The 17,072-nt window shown below is 71.4% G+C and carries 14 protein-coding genes; 8 read left to right on the top strand and 6 right to left on the bottom strand.

Annotation, left to right across the window (positions count from 1 at the left end):
* Positions 1 to 66 precede the first annotated feature (66 nt).
* From ACLBX8_RS02285 to ACLBX8_RS02275, 3 genes are read right to left on the bottom strand one after another with little or no spacing between them, the layout of a single operon-like run.
* Positions 67 to 1,794 carry an acetolactate synthase catalytic subunit gene (locus ACLBX8_RS02285; protein WP_447697776.1) on the bottom strand — a complete coding sequence of 576 codons (1,728 nt, stop codon included), beginning with the start codon at positions 1,792 to 1,794 and terminating at the stop codon, positions 67 to 69.
* Positions 1,794 to 2,810: an NAD(P)H-quinone oxidoreductase gene (locus ACLBX8_RS02280; RefSeq protein ID WP_447697775.1), complete on the bottom strand. Its 1,017-nt coding sequence runs from the start codon at positions 2,808 to 2,810 to the stop codon at positions 1,794 to 1,796. The genes ACLBX8_RS02285 and ACLBX8_RS02280 overlap by 1 nt, the downstream gene beginning before the upstream one ends.
* Entirely contained in the window at positions 2,807 to 3,865 is a 1,059-nt protein-coding gene (locus tag ACLBX8_RS02275) for a zinc-dependent alcohol dehydrogenase (RefSeq protein WP_447697774.1), read from the bottom strand. The genes ACLBX8_RS02280 and ACLBX8_RS02275 overlap by 4 nt, the downstream gene beginning before the upstream one ends.
* A 112-nt stretch (positions 3,866 to 3,977) precedes the next feature.
* On the opposite strand from ACLBX8_RS02275, the gene ACLBX8_RS02270 reads away from it, so the two are divergent.
* The 3 genes from ACLBX8_RS02270 (at position 3,978) to ACLBX8_RS02260 (ending at position 7,198) form a co-directional block, all read left to right on the top strand.
* On the top strand, positions 3,978 to 4,688 hold the full coding sequence (locus tag ACLBX8_RS02270) for a GntR family transcriptional regulator (RefSeq protein WP_026604719.1): 711 nt from the start codon (positions 3,978 to 3,980) through the stop codon (positions 4,686 to 4,688).
* Positions 4,689 to 4,826: 138 nt separating this feature from the next.
* Positions 4,827 to 5,129: a hypothetical protein gene (locus ACLBX8_RS02265; protein ID WP_020091704.1), complete on the top strand. Its 303-nt coding sequence runs from the start codon at positions 4,827 to 4,829 to the stop codon at positions 5,127 to 5,129.
* Positions 5,130 to 5,530: 401 nt separating this feature from the next.
* The gene (locus tag ACLBX8_RS02260) at positions 5,531 to 7,198 is read left to right on the top strand and encodes a methyl-accepting chemotaxis protein (RefSeq protein ID WP_447697773.1); all 1,668 of its coding nucleotides are present in this window, start codon (positions 5,531 to 5,533) and stop codon (positions 7,196 to 7,198) included.
* Positions 7,199 to 7,208: 10 nt separating this feature from the next.
* Here the strand turns inward: ACLBX8_RS02260 and asd are convergent, their stop codons facing one another.
* The gene (gene asd, locus ACLBX8_RS02255) at positions 7,209 to 8,120 is read right to left on the bottom strand and encodes an archaetidylserine decarboxylase (RefSeq protein ID WP_447697772.1); all 912 of its coding nucleotides are present in this window, start codon (positions 8,118 to 8,120) and stop codon (positions 7,209 to 7,211) included.
* A 32-nt stretch (positions 8,121 to 8,152) separates the two neighbouring features.
* Here asd and ACLBX8_RS02250 point away from each other — a divergent pair, with 32 nt between their 5' ends.
* Positions 8,153 to 9,844, top strand: coding sequence for an aminotransferase class III-fold pyridoxal phosphate-dependent enzyme (locus ACLBX8_RS02250; RefSeq protein ID WP_447714550.1), 1,692 nt, complete (start codon positions 8,153 to 8,155; stop codon positions 9,842 to 9,844).
* 40 nt (positions 9,845 to 9,884) lie between these two features.
* Here the strand turns inward: ACLBX8_RS02250 and ACLBX8_RS02245 are convergent, their stop codons facing one another.
* Positions 9,885 to 10,496 (bottom strand): membrane protein, encoded by a 612-nt coding sequence (locus tag ACLBX8_RS02245; protein WP_020091709.1) that lies wholly within the window; start codon positions 10,494 to 10,496, stop codon positions 9,885 to 9,887.
* A gap of 50 nt (positions 10,497 to 10,546) precedes the next feature.
* Positions 10,547 to 11,233, bottom strand: coding sequence for a class I SAM-dependent methyltransferase (locus tag ACLBX8_RS02240; protein WP_447697770.1), 687 nt, complete (start codon positions 11,231 to 11,233; stop codon positions 10,547 to 10,549).
* Between the two features lie 676 nt (positions 11,234 to 11,909).
* Here ACLBX8_RS02240 and ACLBX8_RS02235 point away from each other — a divergent pair.
* The 4 genes from ACLBX8_RS02235 (at position 11,910) to mqo (ending at position 17,028) form a co-directional block, all read left to right on the top strand.
* A complete protein-coding gene (locus ACLBX8_RS02235; RefSeq protein WP_132366340.1) occupies positions 11,910 to 12,704 on the top strand; it encodes a lytic murein transglycosylase in 795 nt (264 codons plus the stop codon).
* A 229-nt stretch (positions 12,705 to 12,933) separates the two neighbouring features.
* Positions 12,934 to 14,058 (top strand): DUF2778 domain-containing protein, encoded by a 1,125-nt coding sequence (locus ACLBX8_RS02230; protein ID WP_447714549.1) that lies wholly within the window; start codon positions 12,934 to 12,936, stop codon positions 14,056 to 14,058.
* Between the two features lie 146 nt (positions 14,059 to 14,204).
* Complete coding sequence (locus tag ACLBX8_RS02225) at positions 14,205 to 14,753, top strand: lipocalin-like domain-containing protein (RefSeq protein ID WP_447697768.1); 549 nt, start codon at positions 14,205 to 14,207, stop codon at positions 14,751 to 14,753.
* A 544-nt stretch (positions 14,754 to 15,297) separates the two neighbouring features.
* On the top strand, positions 15,298 to 17,028 hold the full coding sequence (gene mqo, locus ACLBX8_RS02220; protein WP_447714548.1) for a malate dehydrogenase (quinone): 1,731 nt from the start codon (positions 15,298 to 15,300) through the stop codon (positions 17,026 to 17,028).
* The last annotated feature ends 44 nt before the right edge of the window (positions 17,029 to 17,072 follow it).

Here is a 17,072-nt window from a genome sequence, read left to right as displayed (position 1 = left end):
GTTTCCTCCCGTGTCAGTCGCCGACCCGGCGCTTCGCGCGCCTTTCGGTCGGGTCAATCGTCGGCGTCAGTAGACGAGGGCGTCCTTGCCCTCGAAACTGGTGATCGGCGGGTAGGCGCGCTGGTCGGTGATCACGTCGATCACCGTCACGGCGCCGCCCGCGAGCGCGTCGCGCAGCGCCGGTGCGAGATCCTCGGGGCGCTCGACCCGCGTCCCGGCACAGCCGCAGGCCCGCGCGATGGCGGCGTGGTCGACCGCCTCGAAGTCGCAGACGTCGGTGAAGTCGCCGAACAGGCTCAGCTCCGCGTGCTTCTGGTAACCGAGGATCTGGTTGTTCAGGACGACGACGATGACCGGCAGCCGCATCCGCCGCGCCGTCTCCAGCTCCGACCAGACGTGGCCGAAGCCGCCGTCGCCGGTCACGCAGATCACGGGCGCGTCCGGGCGGGCGGCCTTGGCGCCGAGGGCGAAGGGCAGGCCCCAGCCGAGGCCCGCGATGCCGCGCGGCGTCAGGAAGCGCTGGCCGGCCTCCCGCGCCGTCAGGAAATTGGCGATCCAGATCGAGGCGTAGCTCGCATCGGCGACGACGACGGTCTCGGCGGTCGTCACCGCGTCGATCTCCGCCATGATCCGCTCCGGCCGGATCGGCGCGGCCTCCATGTCGACGAGGCGGGCCATGTCGCCGGCGTGGGCCTCGCGGGCGCGGGCGATCGTGTCGGCGAGCGTCGCGCGGCGGCCCTCCAATCCCGCGAGGTCGCGCTGCCGGAGCGCCTCGGCGAGGGCGGCGAGGGTCAGCTTGGCGTCGCCGACGAGGCGCAGGGCCTCGTAGTTGCGGCCGACCTCGCCCCCGTCGACGTCGAGATGGATGAAGCGGGCGTCCGCCGGGTAGAGCGACCAGCTGTCGGTGCCGTTCTGGTTGGTGCGGTTTCCGACGAGGAGGACGACGTCGGCCTCCGTGACGAGGCTGCGCAGGTGGGACGAGCGCGCCCGCGGCGCCATGAAGTACCCGACGACGCCGACGGAGAGCGGGTCGGTCTCGGCGACGGCCCCCTTGCCCATCACCGTGGTGGCGACCGGCAGTCCGAGACCCTGCAGGGCGGCGAGTTCCGGGTAGGCCCCGGAGGAATGGACGCCGCCGCCCGCGATCACGAGGGGACGCCGCGCGCCGGCGATCAGGTCCGCGGCCTCGGCGATCCGGGCCGGGTCGGCGACCGTGCGGTCGAGGGGGTAGGTGCCCAGGCTCGCCGACCGGCGCGGCGCGGCGGCCTCGAAGTCCGGCCGCTCGTCGAGGAGGTCCAGGGGCACCAGCAGCACCGCCGGCCCGGGCCGCCCGGAGGCCGCGGCCGCGAAGGCCATGTCGACGTAGTCGTCGATGCGCTCGGCGACCGCGACCCGGCGGACCCACTTGGCGACGCCCGCGAACAGGGCGAGGTGGTCCAGTTCCTGGAAGGCGTTCCGGTCGGTGAAGCGGCGGTGGACGTCCTGGACGATCGCCACGACCGGAATCGAGGCCTTCAGGGCTTCCGCGAGGCCCGGCACCAGCAGGGTCGCGGCGGGCCCGTTCTGGGCCGCGACCACCGCGACCCGGCCGGAAATCCGCGCGTAGGCGTCGGCCATGGCGGCGCCCGCGTTCTCGGTGCGGTAGCCGATCTGGCGGATGCCGTGATGCGGCGCGGCCAGGAACAGTGCCGAGGGGATGCTCTGGCCGAACACGTCGCGGACGCCGTGCCGGTGGAGCGCGGCCGCGAGGGCGTGGGCACCGGTCATGTTGGCGCGCTCGGACATCTCGGACATCAGCGGCTCCCCTGCGCGGCGTCGCCCATCGACAGGACGATCTTCCCGATATGCTGGCCCGCATCCATGCGGGCATGGGCCTCCGCGACCCGCTCGAACGGGAACACGGAATCGATCGGCGGCCGCGCGCGGCCCGCCGCGAGCAGCGGCAGGACATGCTCGGCGAGGGCTTCGGCGAGGCGCGCCTTCAGGGCCACCGGCCGGGCGCGCAGCGTCGAGCCCGTGAGCGTCACCCGCTTCATCAGCAGCGGCTGGAAGTCGATCTCCGCCACCCGCGAGCCCTGCTGGAACGCGATCTGCGCGATGCGCCCGTCGACCGCCACGGCGTCGAGGTTGCGGGCGATGTAGGGGCCGCCGACCATGTCGAGGATCACGTCGGGCCCGCTCCCGCCGGTGGCGGCCCTGGCCGCGGCGACGAAATCCTCCCGCCGATAATCGATGGCCGCGTCCGCGCCGAGCGTCAGGCAGGCCGCGCATTTCTCGGGCGAGCCCGCGGTGACGATCACCCGGGCGCCCCGGGCCTTCGCCAGCAGGATCGCCGTGGTGCCGATACCCGAGGAGCCGCCGTGGATCAGGAGGCTCTCGCCCGCCTGCAGCCGGGCGCGCTCGAACACGTTGCTCCAGACGGTGAAGTAGGTCTCGGGGATCGCCCCCGCCTCGACCGCCGGGAGGCCCTCCGGCACGGGCAGAGCGACCGCCTCGTCGACGACGGCCCACTCGGCGTAGGCGCCGCTATGGACCAGCGCCATCACTCGGTCCCCGGTCCGGAAGCGGCCCGCGCCGGGCCCGAGCGCCTCGACGATCCCGGCGAGTTCGAGGCCGAGCACGTCCGAGGCGCCGGGGGGCGGCGGGTAGCGGCCCTCGCGCTGCATCACGTCCGGACGGTTGATGCCCGCGGCCTCGACGCGCACGAGCACTTGGCCCTGGCCCGGCTCCGGGCGCGGACGCTCGACGATCCGGAGGACCTCGGGACCGCCCTGTCCGTCGGCGATCACGGCTCGCATGCCCATGCTCATCGCTCCGTTTCCCGGCTCGCCGCCGCTTCCGGGAGAAGCAGCACCTTCATGGCCTGCCGGCTGCGCGCCAGCTCGAACGCCGCCCCGGCTTCCGCGAGGGGGCGGCGGTGGGTGATCAGCGCCGCCAGCGTCCCGGCATGCGCCGCGAGGAGCGCGAGCGCGGCGTCGAAGGCGCGCGCCGTCGTGTCGTGGGCCGCGCGCAGCTGCTTCTTGCTGCGCACGAAACCCGTCAGGTCGAGGTCGAGGGAGCCGGAATGGATGCCGGCCACCACCATCACGCCGCCCGAGCGCAGGACGGCCAACCCGTCACTGACCGACCGGGCGGAACCGGTCGCCTCGACCACCCGGTCGACCTCCCCGTCGAAGGCGCGCCGGACGGCGTCGTCCAGGCCGATGCCGGCGAGATCGACCGTGCGGCGGATGCCGATCCGCCGGGCGAGGTCGAGGCGCGCGGCGTCGTCGAGCCCGGCGAGCAGCACGTCCGCGCCCCGCTGCTGTGCCACGAAGGCGATGCAGAGGCCGATCGGGCCCGGCCCGAGCACCGCCACGCGGTCGCCGGGACCGACCTCCGCGACGTCCACCGCGTTGACCGCGACCGCCAGCGGCTCGGCCAGGGCCGCGACGGTCAGCGGCAACCCGACCGGCAGGCGGCGGCAATTGTCGGCCGGGACGACGACCTGATCGGCGAAGGCCCCGTCGGCGTGCAGGCCGACGATGCGGCGGCCCTGGCAATCCTGCGGCCGCGCGGCGGCGCAGGCCGCGCAGGCGCCGCACGGCACCGTCGGCCAGCAGGTGACCCGGTCGCCGACCGCGAGCGCGGTCACGCCGTCCCCCACCGCCCGGACCGTGCCGGAGAACTCGTGACCGAGAGTGACCGGCATGAACGCGGTCATGAACCCGTAGCCCGGGGTCCACTCGAAGGCGTGGATGTCGCTGCCGCAGATGCCGGCCGCGGCGACCGCGACGGTGACGCGTCCCGTGCCCGGGGCAGCGGGCGCATCGACGTGGACGAGGTCCGCCCCGAAGGCGGCGGTCGCCTTGCGCAACGCAAGCATTTCCGTCCCCTGTCTCCCGCCGAGCCCGCCGGCCCGGCGGCCTGCCTCGCGGCACGTGCCGTCGACGCTAGGCGTAATTTGTTATAACAAACATCGGACGAAGGGGAGCAATATGTCAAGCGCTTCGGCGTCCGAACCGGAAACAGGCGATATCGTGCCGGACTGGGTCCGCCCGATCGTCAAGGAGAGCCTGAGCGAGCGGGCCTACCGCGAGCTGCGCGTCGCGCTGATGCGCGGGCAGTTGCGACCCGACACGCGCCTGAGGCTCCGGCCGATGTCGGCCCGGTTCGGCATCAGCGCGACCCCTATGCGCGAGGCCCTTCTCAGGCTCGTCGCCGAGAAGGCCCTCGCCCTCGACGCGCGCGGCAGCGTCGTCGTGCCCCGCCTGACCTTGGATCAGCTCCTGGAGATCCGGGCGATCCGCACGGATCTCGAGGGGCGTGCCGCCGCCGCTGGGGCAGCTAGCCGCGCGGCCGAGGTCGACGACCTCGAGGCGATCCACGCGCAGATCTCGCACTGTCACGCGAGCCGCGACTTCGCGCGGGCAGTGAACCTCAACACCGAGTTTCACCTGACGCTGTGCAGGCTCGGACAGATGCCGATCCTGTACGAGATCGTGGAGTTGCTGTGGGTGCGCTGCGGCCCGATCCTGTCGCACCTCTACGATGACGGCGTCCCCGACTGGGAGCCGCACCCCCATCGCCGCATCATCGACGCCCTGCGCCGCGGTGACCCGGAGGCGGCCCGGGATGCCGTGCGCGAGGACATCGAGCGCGGCGGGAGCGGCCTGTTCGCGCATGTCCGCGCGGCCGCCACAGGGTGATGACCGGCTCGCGGAGAGTCTACGAGCGATCGATCGATGGCCGAAGCAACGAGCCGACCTCGGCGGCCACGGCCCCGAAGGCGCCGGCGTCGATTGGCCCGCGGTTGCGGAACGCCGGAGCTCGATTATCGTGCACCCATGCGCGCCGATCTCGCCGTCCTCGCTCTGGTCTTCGCCGCCACGGGCGCGCGCGCCCAGCAGCAGCTTCCGACCGTTCCGGAATTGCTGACGGCCGAGGCGAACGCCGCACGCGCCTGCGAGAGCACCGGCGATCCCGCTATCACGCGGGAGCAGTGTCGGTTGCGCGATCGGCTGAGCGGACGCCTGGCGCAGGCGGGCTATTGCTGGGGCCGCAAGGGGCAGGCGGACGAGAAGAAGGAATGGCACGCCTGCCAGCCGGACTCGATCTACGAGGATGACATCGAGGCCGTGCAGCGCTGAGCGGCAGGCTTCGTCGTCGAACGCGGCCCCGCCACCCGAAGGTCTGTACGCCGGGCTACAGCAGGACACCGTTCCGCAGAACCGACGGCGCTGCGCGCGAGTCGTAGCTGTGGTGCTGCGCGGCGTTCACGGAGCCGCCGGCATCGAACTGGACGCATTACCTGAGCGCCCGGGCTTCAACGTCCATCCGAGGAACAGAATTAGCATTGCTCGCACGATCGGAACAATGAACAAGTCATTATCTCAATAAAACTGTCGTTTTCCTCAAAAAACCAGATCCAACGGCGTGAAATCTCCACGGTATCGCCGTCTTGAAGTACACGAAAATTCTTGAAACGCTCATCCGGAATGTTAGACCGCCATCGTCGCTCGACACTCCGACTACGATACGGTCGCCATCGATGATTCACACGATCAAAGGTAGGCTTTTCGCGCTTCTCGGGGTGCTGGGTACACTCCTCGTAGGATCAGCAGCGCTCAGCAATTACGCGCTCTACAAAGATTTCCGGGGCCTCGAATCGATCTACGCCGACAGGGTCATGCCGCTCAGCCAGTTCGGCGCGATGCGCGATGCCTTCGATGCCATGCTGACCGCGACGCGGGATTTCGAGTTCCACGCGATTCAGGCGTCCGAAGCCGTGACGATCCTCGATCGCCAGCTGGCACGGGCGAAGGAAGCCTGGTCCGCCTACCTGACCACGTACCTCACGCCCGAGGAGGCACAGCTCGTCGCGAGCCTGACGACGCGATTCGATCGGGACGTGGCGATCGTCACCGACCTCGTCCGCGCCTTGACGAAGGGGGACCTCAACGCTGTGACCGCGACCCGGATCGATCTGCTCCGCGCGATGGGTCCGACGACGGCGGCCATCGGCGAGTTGTCCGACCTGCAGGTCCGCGAGGCCCGCGCCGAGTTCGAACGCGCGGACGCGATGGCGCGGCGCCTGCGAATCCTGCTCTTCGCGACACTCGCCGGGGCCGCGCTCGCGGTCGGGTACGGCATCCGCGTGATCCTCGTCCAAGTCACCCGCCCGATCGCGCGGACCACGGCGACGATGACCCGTCTCGCCGCGGGCGACCTCGACGTGCGGATCGACGGTGCGGACCGCGGCGACGAGATCGGCGCGATGCTCAAGGCTGTCCAGGTCTTCAAGGACGCGCTCGTCGCGAAGCGCGCGACGGATGCCGCCGCCGCCAACGAGGCGGCCGCGAAGGCGCGCCGCGCCGAGACGTTGGACAGCGCCACCGCGGCGTTCCGTGCCCGGATGGATCGCCTGACCGAGGCGCTGTCCGCCAGCGCCTCGTCCATGGAAGCCGCCGCCGCGACGATGAACCGGAGCGCCGGCGAGACCGCGACGCAGCTGCTCCAGGTGTCCTCGGCGGCCGAGCAGACAGCGATCAACGTTCAGACCGTCGCGGCGGCCGGCGAGGAACTGGCTACGTCGATCGGGTCCATCAACGGCCAGATCACGCGCTCCTCGGACATGGCCCGGCGCGCGGCCACTGAGGCGTCGGAGACGAACACCCTCGTGATGAGCCTCGCCGACGGCGCCGAGCGGATCGGGACCGTGGTCAGCCTGATCGCCGGGATCGCCGCGCAGACGAACCTGCTCGCGCTGAATGCCACCATCGAGGCGGCCCGCGCCGGGGAGGCGGGACGCGGCTTCGCCGTCGTCGCCACAGAGGTCAAGGCGCTGGCGGCGCAGACCGTCCGGGCGACCGAGACGATCTCCGAGCAGGTCGCGACCATTCAGAAGGAGACCCACCGCGCGGTCGACGTCATCCAGGCGATCACCGCCGCTGTCCTGGACCTTCGGACCATCGCCACGGGCGTCGCGGCCGCGATGGAGGAGCAGGAGGCGGTGACGCAGGAGATCGTGCGGAACGTCAGCCAGGCCGCCGACGGCACCCATGCGGTCACGGTCACGATCGGGCGCATCACGCAGGCCGCGGGCGAGACCGGCCGGACCGCGGCCGCGGCCCTGGACGCGGCCACCACCCTGTCGCGACAGTCGGAGACCCTGAACGCGGCGGTCGCGGAGTACCTGGCGGCGGTGCGGGCCGCCTGAGGCGACACGCTCAGCGGCCGGACGATCCAGGGAGCGGTGGCAGCCGCATCAGGGGCTCGCCGACCCGCAGGATCGATTCGACGGAGAGCCCGGGGCAGAGCGTGAAGCCTGGAGGCGTCAGCACCACGATGGTGGAGCCGTGCTCGAACCAGCCCATCTCGGCGCCCTTCGCGAGGCGCGCCGCGGTGGCCAGGGTCCGTCCGCCCGTCTCGCGCAGGGCGAGACCCTCGGGCAGGAAGCCGAGCCGCAGCCCGGCAACGAGGATGGCCGCCACCGGCACCAGCGTCACCGCGTGGCCGCCTTCCGCGAGGCGCAGGCGCAGGACGGCGCGCTCGTTCCGGCAGAACAGCGCCTCGACGCGTTTCAGGGCGATCGGGTTCACGTTCCAGGTGTCGCCCCAGATATGGCGCACCGACTCGACCCGCAGGTCGTGCGGCGCGTGGAAGCGATGGTACATCCCGGCCGTCAGGCGCAGGGTGGCGTAGCTGCCGCCCTCGTGGGCGCGCGCCAGCGCGACGTCCCCGCCGAGCAGGTCGGCGAGCGGGTAGGACAGGCCCTTGATCTGGAACAGGCGTCCGGCCTCGATGCGCCCATGGGCCCCGAGGATCGCGTCGCTGGGGCTCGTGAGCACGGCCGGATCGGCCGCGATCGGCCGGGCACCGGGACGCAGGGCGCGCACGAAGGCGGCGTGGAGGCTGGGGAAGCGTGTCTCCCGCGCGTCGCGGAGGTCGACGTCGCAGAACAGCCGCCAGGTCGATATCGAGAGGTCGCGGATCAGCGGCTGCTCGATCCGGCTGAACCAGCCCATGAAGCGGGTGGCGAGACGGCGCGGCAGCCGGTTCGTCAGCAGGAAGTTGAGATCCTCCTGCGCGCCGACACGCGCCAGGACAGTCCGCAGCCGGGATCCGGAAACCGTCATCATGCCGTGAACCGCCTCCGGTAGGGCGCGGGGCGATGTCCGCGCTCCTCGTCACCCTGTCCGCCACCACCGTCGCCGCGGTGCTCGCCCTGCCACGGGCGGCCGAGCGCCTGCAGCTCTCCCGGGCGAAGCATCGCTCGCTCACCGGCCACGCCCGCATGGCCCGGCGCGTCGCCGGGCTGATCCCGAACTACGCCTACTCGGAGCGCGCCTTCTTCCGGTCGGACGATCCGGACGAGGCGGTGGCGCGCCGGCGCGAGGCCGGCTTCGCGCGGCTCTCCGACCTGTTCCGGGCGCGCTTCGCCCGGACACGCGCCGAGACCGAGGCGGTCCGCGACGGGCTCTCGGATCTCCAGTTCACCGGGCTCTACCGGGTGCCGTTCCAGTACGCCCGGCACGTGCGCGCCCATCTTGGCACCGGCGCCTTCGCGGCCGCCGCCGCCGGCGTCACCGTCACGGACCTCGACGGCAACGTCTTCTACGACCTCGCCGGCTCCTACGGCGTGAACCTGTTCGGCGTCGATTTCTATCGGGCCTGCCTGGAGGAGGGCGCGGCGCGGGTCTCGGCCCTCGGTCCCGTGCTCGGGCCGCTCCACCCGGTCGTCACCGGCAACGTCGCGCGGCTGAAGGCGATCTCGGGCCTCGACGAGGTCTCGTTCCACATGTCCGGGACCGAGGCGGTGATGCAGGCCGTGCGGCTCGCCCGCTACCACACCGGCCGCCGCCGGATCGTCCGCCTGTGCGGCGCCTATCACGGCTGGTGGGGCGAGGTGCAGCCGGGCATCGGCAACCCGGTCCCGACCCGCGACACGCTCACCCTGGCCGACATGTCCGAACGGACGCTGCGGGTGCTCGCCGGCCGCCGCGACGTCGCCTGCGTCCTGGTCAACCCGCTCCAGGCGATGCACCCGAATGCCGGCGCGCCGGCCGATTCCGCGTTGGTCGACAGCGGCCGCAGGGCGTCCTTCGACCGCGCCGCCTACACCAAATGGCTCCACGACCTCCGGGCGGTGTGCAGTGCCCGCGGCATCGTGCTGATCCTCGACGAGGTCTTCCTCGGCTTCCGGCTCGCCCGCGGCGGCGCGCAGGCGTATTTCGGCGTGCGCGCCGACCTGGTCACCTACGGCAAGACCCTGGGGGGTGGCCTGCCGGTCGGCGTCCTCTGCGGGCGCGCCGACCTGATGCGCCGGTACAGGGAGGACCGGCCCGTCGACATCTGCTTCGCGCGGGGCACCTTCAACGCCCATCCCTACGTGATGGGCGCGATGGGCGCGTTCCTCGACCGGCTGGACAGCCCGGCGGTGACCGCACTCTACGCCGACCTCGACGCGACCTGGGACGCGCGCGCGCGTCACCTGAATGCCCGGCTGGCGGAGGCCGGCCTGCCGGTGCGGGTCGCCAACATGTCGACGGTGTGGACGGTCCTGTACACCGAGCCGTCGCGCTACAACTGGATGCTGCAATTCTACCTGCGCGCCGAGGGGCTGGCCCTGTCGTGGGTCGGGACCGGCCGGATGATCTTCAGCCTCGCGTACGACGACGCGGCCTTCGAGGCCGTGGCGACGCGCTTCGAGGCGGCGGCGCGGGCCATGCGGGCGGACGGCTGGTGGGACGGCGGCGCGCCGAGCGACAGGGCGATCCGCCGGTCGATCCTGCGGGAGGTCGCGGCCATCCGCCTGGGTGGCCTCGGGGCCCGCCTGGGCCTGCGGGCCCCGGATCAGGGCTGATCCGGCGCGCCGGGCGACGGGCCCGGCGCGCGACCTATGCTCAGGCGCCGCGCTCGTGCGGCTCCCGCTCCTCGACCAGCTCGCCGTGCAGCAGGGCCAGCGGCGCCTTGTGGTAGAGCTTGATGTCGTGGAACGGGTCGGTGAGGATCTTGGTCACCCAGACGAGGCCGGTCTGGACGTCGCGCTGGACGAAGAGCTGCACCATCCGGAACAGCAGGCCGGCGAGCGCCAGCCACAGCCAGATCCAGCCGACGTTGCGGATCAGGTCCGCGGTGCTCTGGTGCGGCGCGATCAGGCCGAACAGGCTCGGGTCGAAGTAGAGCGGCAGGGGCGACAGGGCCCAGATCGCCAGGAGCACGACCTTCCGCTGCAGGTTGTAGCCGACCTTGATCTCCTCCTTGTGCTCGTGGGTCGCGTCGTTGACGTGGTCGTAGCCCTTCGGCTCGAAGAACAGGTGGCCGGCCTGCCGCGAGGTCATCGCCACCAGCCAGCCGATCAGGGCCGCCGTGGCCGGATCCCTGAACGCCAGGGCGTAGGCGACCAGGAAGCTGATCGCGCTCACCACGTGCAAGCTCTGATTGACGCGGTTGTGGTGATAGTAGCGGTGGTCGTCCCAGCGCTGAACGCGCAGTGCCTCCCGAAAACTCGCCATGATGTGGGTCCCCGATCGCTTGTGGTGGGTTGGTCGAAGCTGATGCGCGTTCAGGCGGCGCGCTTGCGCAGGCGCAGCAGGGAGAAGTGGCCGAGCGGCGGGAGCGCCCGGCGCTCGACGATCTCCACCGGCGCGCCGGCGGCCCAGGCCGCGTAGCGCTCCCAGGCGAACTCGGTCCGCCATCCGAGGCGGCTCGTCACCGGAGCGAGGGCGCGCTCCACCGCGCGCCGCAGGCCGGCCTCGGCGCCGATCCGCGTGGTGATCACGATCTCGCCGCCGGGGCGCAGCACCCGGGCGAACTCGTCCAGCGCCGCCTCGGGATTGGGGACAGCCGTGACGACGTACTGCGCCACCACCACGTCGAAAGCGGCGTCCGGGAAGTCGAGCTGCTCGGCGTCCATGACGGCGAGGCGCTCCACGTTGCGCAGACGCAGCCGCGCCACGCGCTGACGCGCCTTCTCGAGCATGGGGGCCGAAATATCGATGCCGACGATGCTGCGGGCGCGCCTGTAGGCCGGCAGCGACAGGCCGGTGCCGACGCCGACTTCCAGGATGCGGCCGCCGATCCGTTCGGCGGCGGCCGCCGCCAGGGTACGGCCCTGCGCGAAGACGGGCCCGAAGACCAGATCGTAGACCGGGGCCCAGCGGCCGTAGGCCTTGGCGACGCCGTCGCGGTCGAGATCGGGCCCGAGCGTGCCCGCGCGCGAGGAACCGGTGTCGTGCATTCCGAGGGCCATGGGTGTCCTGTCTCGTTGTCGGCAAGGTCGGCCCGACGGCTCACCTCGACCGTCGGCTGCAGGTCTGAGGCAGGCGTTCACCAGCTCAGCTCGCGTCACCGCGCGTCCGTTGGTCAGACCAAGATCCGGCCAAGGGCTCGCGCTTGTCCGCCCCGAGAGCGCCGAGCGTCGTCGCGACAAGGCAGGGAGCGGTCACAATGGGCGAGGGAGGCGGGATCTCGATCATGCCACGCCGCCCGGATCATCAACGACCCCACGCCGCCTCTCCGCAGAAGTCTTTCCGCCGGCAAAGCTATGTCGTTCGTTTGACAAGCTTGTGACACATCCGTCAAACACGCCAACGGCCATTCCATTTGCTGGCAAAATACTGATGTGATACGCGTCACATCTATGCACGAGTGGTGATATGCGACCCTTCGAGCCACCTGATCTTGCCCGGCGCGGAAGGCCTCGACCGCGCGTCGGCCGTGCTTCGGCTTCTCGCACACGCGGTGTTCACGATGCTCCGAACACCCTGCCGTTGCGGCCTCGTCGCAGATCCCGAGATGCGCGATGATTTGAGGGCGGGAAGCCTGCAGGTCGCGCCTTCGACATCTTCTCGCCCTGATATCGACGAGATGTGACCCGGTATCCCCAGCAGGACAGGGCGCGACGACGCGCCGAAGGAGTGTTTCGCGTGATCGAGAATTTGCGGCGTCAGACCATCGCGGTCGCGGCCTTCGCCGGGATCGCTCTCAGCGCCGGGCAGGCGCAGGCCGCGCAGTGCGGCAACACCGCGGCCGGCTTCGAGGCGTGGAAGCGGCAATTCGCCGAGGAGGCGCGCGGCCGGGCCAGCGCGGCCAGCCTCGCGGCGCTGCAGAACACCACCTACTCGACCGCCACCATCTCGGCGGACCGGGGGCAGCACAGCTTCAAGCTGTCGCTGGAGCAGTTCCTCGCCAAGCGCGGCGGCCCGACCATCGTCAAGCGGGGCCGCGCCCTTAAGCAGCAGAACGCGGCCCTCTTCGACTCGATCGAGCAGCGCTACGGCGTGCCGCCGGGCCCGCTCCTGGCGATCTGGGGCATGGAGACCGGCTTCGGCGCGGTGCGCGGCAACGTCAACACGCTCTCCGCGGTGGCGACGCTCGCCTACGATTGCCGCCGTTCCGAATACTTCACGGACCAGCTCTACGCCGCGCTGACCCTGGTCGATCGCGGGCTCCTGACGCCGAATACCCGCGGCGCGGCGCACGGCGAGGTCGGCCACACCCAGTTCCTGCCGAAGAACGTGCTGGCCTACGGCACCGGCGACCTCAACAACGTCGGCGCCGCCCTGTCGTCCACGGCCAATTTCCTCAAGGCGCACGGCTGGCGGGCCGGCGCCGGCTACCAGCCCGGCGAGCCGAACTTCGCGGCGATCCAGGGCTGGAACGCGGCGCCGGTCTACGAGAAGGCGATCGCCATTCTCGGGCGCCAGATCGACAACAATTAGTAGTATCTCGGCCTCGAATAGACCGAGACGTACTGCGAGGACTGCGGCGGCGCGCCCGAAAATGGTCCCGATCGAGCCAAGATCGACCATCGCATCGCCCCAGAAAAGCCGGCCCGACCCCGCTGTCTCACGCTGAGCGGGGCCGGTCCGCCCGCCGCGGATCCGCAGCCTGTGCGGAGGGCGGCAGCCGGCAAGCCCCGCCTCGCGACGAGGAGCATGGGCAACCGCGATGGCTGTCGAATCCGTGCCGCTGGACGGCCTCAAGACCCGGAACGCGCGCAGCACGTGGCTCGCGCCCCTGACGGTGCTCACCGGCGCGGTGACGCTCGCCGCCCTCGGGGGCAGCTTCCTGAATCGCGCCCCGGTCCCGGTAACCGGCATCGAGAACGCCCGGACGGAAGCGCCGGTGCCCGTACCGTCCGCGGAGGACAGGGCCGAGACCGCCGCCGCCGAGCCGGAGGCCGCCGAATCGCCCGAGCCCGGTCGCGACGCCCTCGGCAACTCGCAGTCACGATGGGCCTGGAATCAGATCGCCCCACCCTCGCTGACGCCCGAACCCGTCCCCGAAGGCGCCGATGCCGGCGCCGACGCGCAGCCCGAAACGCAGGTCGCCGAGACACCGCTCAGCGCGATGGTGGTCCCGCTGCCGATCCCCCGTCCGCCCGAGTTCCGCGGGCCCGCGGGCACCGCACTCGCCCGGCGGTCCGACCGGCGCATGGCGCGCCGCGAGTCGCCGCCGGCGGCTCAGCCCATCCCCCAACCCGAAGAGCGCTCGTTCATCGAGAAGCTGTTCGGCATCGAGCGCGGACCGGCGCTGGCCTACACGGCGCTCGAGAGCAAGCCGGCCGACGTCGCGCCGCCGCAGCAGCGCGTCTCGCCGCCGCTGGCCCCGGCCCGGGATCCGGGCCCCTCGGCCGGCATCGCGGTCTACAACATCGCAGCCCGGACCGTGACCCTTCCGAACGGCGAGCGCCTGGAGGCGCATTCCGGCCTGGGCGAGGGGCTGGACGAGCCGCGCTTCGTCAACGTCCGGATGCGCGGCCCGACTCCGCCCGGCACCTACGATCTCACCGAGCGCGAACGGCCTTTCCACGGCGTGCGGGCGATCCGCCTCACGCCGGTCGGCGGCAACGAGGCGGTCTACGGCCGTGTCGGCCTGCTGGCACACACCTATATGCTGGGCCCGCGCGGCGACTCGAACGGCTGCGTGTCGTTCCGCGACTACGACCGGTTCCTCCAGGCCTTCCTGCGCGGCGAGGTTCAGCGGCTGGTGGTCGTCAGCGGCACGCAGGACCCGCTGCCGAGCCTCGCCGCCGGCACGGTCACGACCCGCATGGCCCGCAACGGCGGCTGACGACGGCTCGCCCGCGGCAACGGCCGCAAGCGCGCAGACGGTCTACCAGCACTGCTCGCGCGGCGCTTGGAACGCGCCGTGCCGGCCCGCAGAACGGGGTGGCGGCGCGTTCCGGCGCCGCGACACGCGAGTCCCCGGTCCAGACCATGCCTGCACAACGATCGGCCGCCGCGGCCGTCCGTACCCTCCTGGCGCTCTCCGGTGTCCTGGCGGCCGACTTGGCCTGGAGCGCCTCCGCGACGGACCGCGTCGGCGCGGCGGTGGTCGGGGCGCGCTTGGCGGACCGGATCGTCGGCACCTGGGAACTCGTCTCCTACAAGGTCGAGGACAAGGAGACCGGCACGCTCGTCGACGCCATGGGCGGCACGCCGCGCGGTCGCGTCATCTTCACCAAGGACGGCTGGGTCGCCTTCAACCTCGAGGGCAGCGCCCGCACGCCGGCGACCACCGACGCCGAGCGGGCCGCGCTGATGAAGACCCTCGTCGCCTATATCGGCCGCTACCGGATCGAGGGTGACCAGTGGGTCACCAGCGTGCAGACCGCGTGGGCGCCCGAATGGGTCGGCACCGAGCAGCGCCGCACCATCCATATCGAGGGCGACTACGCCGACGTCACGACCCCCTGGCGCGTGATGCCCAACTGGGATGACGGCAGCCTGTCGCGCAGCATCATCCGGTTCAAGCACATCCCGTAGCGGCGCGCCTTCGCCACGCCGTCGCGTCGAGCGCCGGATCGGGCGACCGATCGCGGCCAGTCTATCGGCGGGTCGCCGCCATGCGCGCCGGTCGTCGCGACGGACTGACAGGATGGCGGCGATTGCAACCCTGGCAGTAATTGTCCTTTCAGGCCCCGTCCTCTATGAGGCCACCATCAATCTGCTGAGCCAAGCCAGCCAGCATCTTCCCGCCCACCCGGCAATCGCGCCACCGCGCGAGCGAGGTCTTGAACCGGTGATCCGTTCTCCGGCGAGATCGCGCGCCTAGGCGGAGGGAAGGCCTCTGCGTCGCGCGAGCGCGCCCCGTCGTCCCACGATCCGTGCGGCTCGGGGACGACGGACGCGATGCGGGCCAGGGCAGGACCGTCGTGCCGGGTCGAGCGAGACCGCGAGCGTGCCGCGACGGGAACGGGGAAACGATCCGGAAGGCCGGACGGGCGGGATTCGCGCCCGTCGCATCGAGTGTCTTCCGTACGCGCGGCGGCCGATCGGGCCGTGCGGTACGCAAAAGCGGGATCTGCCCATGCGTGGCGACGACGAGACCCAACACCGGCGCGACCGCCGGGCCGCGGACGTGCTGCCCCTGAGCCGGCGGCGGCTCCTCGGCACGGCCGCCACCGGCCTGGCGCTGGCGGCCCTGCCGGGCGCGCTGGCCCTGGCCGACGGCGCGGACAGCAAGGTCGACGTGCTGCTGATCGGCGGCGGGATCATGAGCGCGACGCTGGGCGTCTGGCTGAACGCGCTGGAGCCGAACTGGTCGATCTTGATGGTCGAACGGCTGGATCAGGTCGCCCTCGAGAGCTCGAACGGCTGGAACAACGCCGGCACCGGACACTCGGCCCTGGCGGAGCTGAACTACACGCCCGAGAAGAAGAACGGGCAGATCGAGATCGCCAAGGCGGTGGAGATCAACGAGGCGTTCCAGGTGACCCGGCAGTTCCTGGCCCATCAGGTCAAGACCGGCGTGATGACGGACCCGCGCGCCTTCATCAACTACACGCCCCACATGAGCTTCGTCTGGGGCGACGACAACATCGCCTACCTGAAGAAGCGCTGGGAGGCCCTGAAGGCGAGCCCGCTCTTCGCCGGCATGGAGTACTCGGAGGATCCCGAGCAGCTCCGCAAGTGGGTGCCCCTGATGATGGAGGGCCGCGATCCGAAGCAGAAGGTCGCCGCGACCTGGTCGCCGCTCGGGACCGACTGCGAGTGGGGCGAGGTGACCCGCCAGTACGTCGCTCACCTGCAGAAGCAGCCGAGCTTCAACCTCCGGCTCTCGACCGAGGTCGAGAGCATCACCAAGAACGGCGACGGCTCGTGGCGGGTGACCGCCAAGAACCTGAAGGACGGGACGCGCCGGACGACCGACGCCAAGTTCGTGTTCATCGGCGCGGGCGGCGGTGCCCTGCACCTCCTGCAGAAATCCGGCATCCCCGAGGGCGACGAGTATGCCGGTTTCCCGGTGGGCGGCTCGTTCCTGATCAACGACAATCCCGACGTCGCCACGCTCCATCTCGCCAAGGCGTACGGCAAGGCGTCCGTGGGCTCCCCGCCGATGTCGGTGCCGCATCTCGACACCCGCGTGATCAACGGCAAGCGCGTGATCCTGTTCGGGCCGTTCGCGACCTTCTCGACCAAGTTCCTGAAGGAGGGCTCGTACTTCGACCTCCTCAGCTCCACCACCACCAGCAACATCTGGCCGATGATGAAGGTCGGCGTCGACGAGTTCCCGCTGGTCGAGTACCTGGCGGGGCAGCTGATGCTGTCGGACGACGACCGGATCGCGGCGCTGCGCGAGTACTTCCCGAAGGCCAGGAAGGAGGAGTGGCGCCTCTGGCAGGCGGGGCAGCGTGTGCAGATCATCAAGCGCGACCCGAACAAGGGCGGCGTGCTGAAGCTCGGCACCGAGATCGTCAACGCCAGGGACGGCAGCATCGCGGCGCTCCTCGGCGCCTCGCCCGGCGCCTCCACGGCGGCGCCGATCATGCTGCAGGTGCTGGAGAAGGTCTTCGCCCAGAAGGTCGCCACGCCGGAATGGCAGGCGAAGATCCGGGAGATCGTGCCGAGCTACGGCACGAAGCTCAACGACGATCCCGACCGCGTCGCGCGCGAATGGACCGACACGAGCGCGCAGCTCCAGCTCCCGACCCCGCCGCAGATCGACCGGGCCGTGCTGAAGCCGGTCTCGACCGGCAGCACCGTGCTGAACAGCAGCGCCACGCCGGTGAAGCAGCCGGTCCACGACCTCGCGCCGTGAGCGGCGCGTCCCGGGGCGCCGACGGCCGCGCGCCCCGGGAGCGC

It is taken from the genome of Methylobacterium sp. D48H (genome assembly GCF_053345715.1).
The sequence above is the reverse complement of the archived record's forward strand: the minus strand, read 5'-3'. Positions and strand labels throughout refer to the sequence as shown.

Excerpts from the sequence above, each read along its gene's own strand:
- ACLBX8_RS02285 (WP_447697776.1), bottom strand. The coding sequence starts at position 1,794 with ATGTCCGAGATGTCCGAGCGCGCCAACATGACCGGTGCCCACGCCCTC.
- ACLBX8_RS02280 (WP_447697775.1), bottom strand. The coding sequence starts at position 2,810 with ATGAGCATGGGCATGCGAGCCGTGATCGCCGACGGACAGGGCGGTCCC.
- ACLBX8_RS02275 (WP_447697774.1), bottom strand. The coding sequence starts at position 3,865 with ATGCTTGCGTTGCGCAAGGCGACCGCCGCCTTCGGGGCGGACCTCGTC.
- ACLBX8_RS02270 (WP_026604719.1), top strand. The coding sequence starts at position 3,978 with ATGTCAAGCGCTTCGGCGTCCGAACCGGAAACAGGCGATATCGTGCCG.
- ACLBX8_RS02265 (WP_020091704.1), top strand. The coding sequence starts at position 4,827 with ATGCGCGCCGATCTCGCCGTCCTCGCTCTGGTCTTCGCCGCCACGGGC.
- ACLBX8_RS02260 (WP_447697773.1), top strand. The coding sequence starts at position 5,531 with ATGATTCACACGATCAAAGGTAGGCTTTTCGCGCTTCTCGGGGTGCTG.
- asd (WP_447697772.1), bottom strand. The coding sequence starts at position 8,120 with ATGATGACGGTTTCCGGATCCCGGCTGCGGACTGTCCTGGCGCGTGTC.
- ACLBX8_RS02250 (WP_447714550.1), top strand. The coding sequence starts at position 8,153 with ATGTCCGCGCTCCTCGTCACCCTGTCCGCCACCACCGTCGCCGCGGTG.
- ACLBX8_RS02245 (WP_020091709.1), bottom strand. The coding sequence starts at position 10,496 with ATGGCGAGTTTTCGGGAGGCACTGCGCGTTCAGCGCTGGGACGACCAC.
- ACLBX8_RS02240 (WP_447697770.1), bottom strand. The coding sequence starts at position 11,233 with ATGGCCCTCGGAATGCACGACACCGGTTCCTCGCGCGCGGGCACGCTC.
- ACLBX8_RS02230 (WP_447714549.1), top strand. The coding sequence starts at position 12,934 with ATGGCTGTCGAATCCGTGCCGCTGGACGGCCTCAAGACCCGGAACGCG.
- ACLBX8_RS02225 (WP_447697768.1), top strand. The coding sequence starts at position 14,205 with ATGCCTGCACAACGATCGGCCGCCGCGGCCGTCCGTACCCTCCTGGCG.
- mqo (WP_447714548.1), top strand. The coding sequence starts at position 15,298 with ATGCGTGGCGACGACGAGACCCAACACCGGCGCGACCGCCGGGCCGCG.